1 protein-coding gene is annotated in these 6,542 nt (G+C 62.5%); it reads left to right on the top strand.

Going from position 1 to position 6,542, the window contains the following annotated elements; translation table 11 throughout:
- The first annotated feature begins 32 nt into the window (after positions 1-32).
- The gene (locus tag HCH_RS15475; RefSeq protein WP_011397259.1) at positions 33-6,488 is read left to right on the top strand and encodes an AMP-binding protein; all 6,456 of its coding nucleotides are present in this window, start codon (positions 33-35) and stop codon (positions 6,486-6,488) included.
- The last annotated feature ends 54 nt before the right edge of the window (positions 6,489-6,542 follow it).

The raw sequence follows: 6,542 nt of genomic DNA, 5'->3' as shown, positions 1-6,542 counted from the left end.
GAGACGTAGTAAAAATGGAGAAGCAGTAAAACATGGAAATGCTCACGAATGATCCCATTGCAATGAATGCAAGGAAACAGGCGCTCAAAGCCTATGTCCGCCAGCAGTTGGCGGCGGACTATCAGGAGTGCCCGTTTTTTGTGATGGCGCAGGCGACGCCTGAGGCGAACGCGACGACGACCATTACCTGCGCGCTTCCTGAGGCGCTTAACCGCCGGATTTACGCGATGGCGTCCGCCTCTCCGTTGCACCGGCTATCGCTGTTCTCCGCCTGTATCAAGTATCTGGCGTTTGCGCACAGCCACGAATCCCTGGGCGCGCTGAACTGGGCGCTAGGCGCCGGAGAGCTGGGGCAAGGCGGCGCGTCGGCGTCTGAAGCGCCGTCGCACAGCCCGAGTGACGGCCTTTACGTCATTCCCGCCCAATGGCGGCTGACGGAAACGGAGTTGGCGCAGCCAGTCAAACAACTGATCGGCGCGGAGCTGAGGCAGTGGAAGCAGGTCGCCGGATTGATCGCTGGTCTGTCGCCGCAAAGCGCGTCGGGCGACATGTCGGCGGGGCCGCAGGTGCTGGTGGGATATTCGGAAACGGGCGTCCCCTGCGCAGGCATTGACGCTTCTCAGTACAGGCTTTGTATTGGCGTTGAGGCGCGTCCCGAAGCGACCCGGCTGCATCTGCGTTTCAACCCGGATCAAGTGGACCCGGCGCTGGCGGCGCTGTTGCTTGAGCGCCTGCGGACGCTGATGGAGGCGATGGCGTTCGACCCGGGCGGCGTGCTCGCGTCCATGCCCTGGATTCCACCTGCGGAGCAGGCGCGCATTGACGCGCTGTCCGCGCCGACCCAGGGCCGCCCGTTGGCTTATCGCAATGTCGCCCAGGCGATTGCCGCGTCGATTCGCGATCGGGGCGAGCAGGTGTTTTTTGAGTGCGACGACCAGACGGTCAACTTTAAGCAGCTGGACGGCTATATCGACGCGTTGCTGCAAGCTCCCAACTGGCCGCACTGGGACGCCCTCGGTGACTATGTCTTGATCGTTGGCGATAAAGGGGTGGAGACCACACTGGCGGCGATGGTTTGTATGCGCATCGGCAAACCGTTCTGTCTGCAGTCCCGGCAATCGCCAATAGAGCAGCTATCCGATGTGGTGGCCCTGCACGGGACCCAAACGGTGCTGTTGCAGGATGGCGGCGGCGAGCTGGAGCAACGCTTTGTCGCTCAGGGCTGCCGCGTCGTTATCCTGCCGTCATACAGCGGCGTAATTGTGGCGTCCGCACCGGCGAGTGTTCGCGATGAAGCGTTGCGCAAGGGCGACGCGGCGTCACTGGACGACCCTTTGTGCGTGGTGATGACGTCCGGCAGCGAAGGCAAGCCCAAAGGCTGCGTCAACACCCACCGGGCCCTGCTCAATATCTGTCAGGAAGAGCGCGCCCAGTACCACACAGATCACTCGCGGGTCGCCTCTGTGGCGAACCATACCTTTGATTACTTTGTGCTGGAGTGCGTGCTGGCGCTGACGGAAGACGTCGTCATTGTCGTGGCGCCGGAAGCGGCTCGCACCGACGCGGCGAAGTGCGTGGATTTCCTGCGGGAGCAGCGCATTGATCTGATGTTTACGACCACGGTGCTGGCGGAGGACATCATGGCGCAGGGGGATATTACCAGCCTGCGGCAATTGTATTTCGGCGGCGAAAGTCTGCGCGCTTTTCAGAAAAATAACTACGAGCTGATCAACCTCTATGGGCCCAGCGAGACCGGGGTGCTCACCACCTATCAGAAGATCAGCCGCAATGATCAGAAGATAACCATTGGCAGGCCCTTCAATGGCTGCCAGTGCGTGGTGGCGTTTCCCGACACCCTGCAACCCTGTCCGATCGGCGCGCCGGGGGAGCTGCTGATTGGCGGCGCCGGAGTAGGCGCTGGTTACCTGAATCGCCCCGATCTGACCGAAAACGCCTTCATCGAGCTGGATAACGGGGCTCTGCAGGGCCGCTTTTATCGCAGCGGCGACATCTGTTGCTGGGACGCGAACGGCGAACTGGAAATTCTGGGCAGGCGGGACCGGCAGTTGAAAGTCAACGGCTTCCGCGTCGAGCTGGACGCCGTCGAGAGAAAGGTGCTGGATTTGCCTGGCGTGTCTCAGGCGGCGGTGATCAGTCTGACGGACCAGCGAGGACACGCCCGGCTTGGCGCTTTCATTGTCGCTAACGACAGCGGCCTCAACGAGCGTGATGTGCGGGAAAGGCTGTTACAGCGTACGCCGGCCTACATGGTTCCCAGCCAGATCATTCTGACTCCCTCATTGCCATTGAACCGCAACGACAAGCTGGATCGACAGAAGCTGAAGCAGATGCTCAGTGACGTCGCCAACAGCGACCTCGGCCCGCGTCCCCAAGGGCGTACCCAGGAGTGGCTGGCGGCGTGTTGGGCGCGTCATCTGGAGTTGGAGGTCAGCGTCATCGGAGCGGACAGGAGTTTTTTCGCATTGGGCGGACACTCTTTGCGAGCGGGCAGGGTGCTGGCGGAAATACAACAGGAGTTCGGCCAGGCGGTGACTTTGCTGGAATTCTTCAAGCATGACGCCATCGCAAGTCTGGCGGCGCTGATCGACGCGCGCTGCGCCGGGCAGCGGGAGGGCGCCGGAAACGCGTTCTCCAGGCTGCTGGATAAGGCGGCGGAGTCCGGCGAGGTGGTTCGCGGCGAGCTGTCCCCTCAGGAAGCCCGCTTGTATGCGCAGTACCGACTGCATCCAGACTCCATGGCCTATGTGCTGGAAATAGACATACCCCTTGCGCGGGATGTCGCCAGCGACACGGTGAAACAGGCCCTGCAGGCCTTGCTTGACCGCCATGCTATTTTGCGCACGCGTTACCCCCTTGATGAACAGGGCGCGCCTTGCGCGGAAGCGCTGGCGACCCTCAACGTCGACCAGGTGTTGATCGGCGCTGACGCGGACTGGACCCGGGCGTTCGCCCTGGAGCGGGGGCCCTTACTGCGAGGATGTCTGTTGGAGCCGCAGACGGAGCGGGCGCGGTTACATCTGCAGGTCCATCATATTCTGGTGGACAAGCCCTCGATGGAGATGCTCAAGCATGAGTTTGAGCAGCTTCTGCGTGGAGCGCAGCCGTCGCCATCCAGCCTGAGCTACCGCCGTTATGCGCAGGCGCTGGCGCAAGCCCGTCAGCAACCGCTCTGGGGGGAAGCGCAGGCATTCTGGAAGGATTACCTTGAGGATCTCGATTTTGATCCTTTCGGCCATGGCGCCGTGGATGACGACGATGGCGTGAAATATACCTCCTGGTCTCTGACCGCGATGGAGATCGAGGCGGTGAACCGATTATGCGCCCGCCACAATGTCACGCCGGCGGTGTTCTTTCTGGGGATATGGGGACTGGCCGTGGCGCGGGAGGGCCGCAGCGATGGGTTTTCCATCTCTGTCGCGAATGCGTACCGTCCGCCTCAGGCGCAGACCACGGTGGGCATGTTCGTGTCTTTGTCTCCCTGCGCGTTTCGTTTTGATCGCGACGAAGAATGTTTCGACGCCTATCTCAAGTCCCTGGCGGAGGCGCAGTGGCGGGCCATGGAGCAGCTGTTCTTTCCTGTAGAAGAGGTGTTTGCGTTACTGCGTCACGATCCGAGGGTGTTTGGCGCCAACCCATTGCTTAACGTCGCCTATTCCTATTTCGACGCCGAAGAGGAAAGTGACGCCCTCGCCAGCGACGGGACGGATAAGGAGAACGACGAAGAGGCCCATGGCCCGTTGAACCTCACCGTCTTCCACGGCGGAGATCACAGCCGCCTGATGCTGGAATATCAGCGCGCCGCCTTGTCGGACGCGCGGATAGCGAAGCTCGCCGCAAGCTATCGCGATATCCTGCGGCAGGCGCTTGGCGACAGTTCAACGCCACGACTGAAGGACCTGCTGGTTGCCGGCGACATCGCCGCCCAGGCGTTCCGGCCTGCACAACGGCGTGAAGCCTATCGCTCCATTGAAGATATTTTACGCCAGGGTTTTCTGACCCTGGGCGATCGCCCCGCCGTGATTGACGACGAAGGCGAGCTGAGTTGGGCCGGGTTGGCGTCGCTGACCGGGAGCTATGCAGACCGCCTGAACCGCTCAGAGATTCGGCGCGCACTGATCCAAGGCCGTCCCGGACGCCGGTTGCAGGCGTTTCTGGCGGCGTGCTTTCTGACGCGAACCACTTATCTCGCCCTGGAGGAGGGAACGCCACAGGCTCGTGTAGAGGAAGTGATTCGCCATGGGCAGCCGGATATCGTGCTGAATGCGGAGGACGCGATCGCCGCCAGGGACGTCGACTGGCGCCAGTTTGCGAGCCTGAAGTCCATGGAGACCAATCCCACCGCATGGATACTGTACAGCTCAGGCACCACAGGTCGCCCCAAGGGCATTTGCGTCGCGGCGCAGACCGTCGCGCAGTATCTGGATTCGCTGGTCCGCACGCTGAACCTGCAACCCGGGGCGCGCGTAACACAGCAATTTTCACCCAGCTTCGACGGCTATCTGGAAGAAGTACTGCTGGCCTGGGCTGTGCAGGGAACCAGTCTGGTGACGGACCGCTACAGCCTGCTCGACGAGCGCAGGGCGAAAGCGTTTCTGGCGCAGCGCCGTCCCGATGTGATTTCTGCAGCGCCGGCGCTGTTTTCCGCCTGGAACCGCATGGAAAACCTGGCCCCGCTCCCCAAAGTGTGCATCAGCGGCGGTGATTTTCTCACCCTCGGCGATATCGACCGTCTGCTGCAACGCACCCAGATCTGGAACAGTTATGGCCCGACGGAAACCTGTATCGCCGTCTCCATGGCGAACTGCGCGGATATGGATTCGGCGCCGATGCTGTCCATCGGCGCGCCTCTCGATCACGTCTCTTTCGCCGTGGTGGACGCCCAGGGGTGTCGCCTGCGTCCAGGGCAATGGGGCGAACTGTTGATCTACGGAGACTTTGCGCAGCACGGCTACCTGAACGAAGCGGAACTGACTGCGCAGAAATTCGGGAACGATGATCAGGGCGCTTATTTCCGCACCGGCGATATGGCCATGGTGGACGCCAGTGGTCAGTGTTTTCTCAAAGGGCGCATGGACGACAGCTGCAAGGTGCGAGGCAATTTTATCGGCCTGGGCGAGCTGGAGAGCCGGGCGGGACAACATCCCGGCGTAATCGCGGCGGGAGCGGCGGTGGCGCAGGCGGGAACGCCGGAGGCCTGTCTGGTGCTGGCGGTTGAAGGCGATGATGACGGCGGTTCAGGACTGCAGGCGCATCTGGCCCGGCATTATCCGCGCTCCCATTTGCCTTCCGCCATCTTCCCGGTAACGCGTTTGCCCCGCACCGAGACCGGCAAGCTGGATCGGGCGCAAATCGTCGCCCTGTTTCAGGCGTGGCGTGAACGCGCGCAGGTAGCGTCGGACGCTGCGGACCCGGCCTGGGACGAAGAGCAGGGAGAATTGGCGGCGTGCTGGCGCGAATGTCTGGGTTTCCATGGCGCGTTGACGCCGGATTCGGATTTTTTCCAGGTGTCCGGGTCGTCTTTGAGCGCAGTGCGTCTGGCCAGCCAGATTGAGAGGCGATTCGGCGTCCCGTTCAGCCCGGTGGATGTGTTTCGCCACGCCACCCTGGCCGCCCAGCGGGCCCTGATCGCAACCCGTCGCCAGTCCCGGCCCATGGCGGGGGCATGCCTGCAGGAGCGCTTGCTGAATGCGGACGACCCCAGGCTTCCCAAATGGGTGTTGCTGCCTCCCGCGTTAGGCGGACTGGTGGAGCTGCAAGGACTGGCGGATGCGTTGGCGGGGAGCGTAACGCTATCGGTGCTGACTCTGGAGCCCGGCGCAGCCGTTGATCTTTCTGCGGAGGCGTTGCAGACCGCGTTGGCGGATGCATTGTCGGCGCTTGCTGCGGGCCGCCGGGAAACGCCCGCGCGGCCCCTGTGGCTGGGCGGCTATTCCCTGGGGGCGGAGATGCTGGCGGCGTTGCTGACGCAGCGTCCGGAATTAGGCCAGGATGTTGAGCAGCTGGTGTTTCTTGATCCCAACCTGCAAACCAGTGTGTTCGATGGGCCAGAGCTGTATGCGGAGTTCCTGGCGATGTTCCGGGATATCGCCGCGTCCGCTGAAGACAGTGAGACAACAAAAGCGCTGGCGGCGATCGAAGACGAAGCGGCGCTGCGGGAAGCCTCGCCGTCTCTGTTTATGGAATGGCGTTACTACCGGTTGCAGCATCAGCTCATCCAACCCGCGCGCTTCCCTGAGCGGTTGTCGGCGTCCCCGTTGAATCGCATCCCGACGCGGGTGTTTCTCTCCGATGACGCCGATGAGAAAAGCGCCGCCGCGTTGCAGCGTTCGGCGCCGGCGAATGCACAGATACGACGCCTGCAAGGGGACCACGTTGAGTTTTTGCGCAGGTTGGGCGCCGAGGATGTGTCGCCCGCAGATTTCTCCCAGGCGCCGCCCGTTTCGGCAAGTCAGCCCGAGCCGGTTTAGTGATCAGGGGCGCAGCAAGGACCACAAGGATTTATATCAGACGACCTCGTCTGA

This window comes from Hahella chejuensis KCTC 2396 (assembly GCF_000012985.1).
Taxonomy (GTDB): domain Bacteria; phylum Pseudomonadota; class Gammaproteobacteria; order Pseudomonadales; family Oleiphilaceae; genus Hahella; species Hahella chejuensis.
The sequence above is the reverse complement of the archived record's forward strand: the minus strand, read 5'-3'. Positions and strand labels throughout refer to the sequence as shown.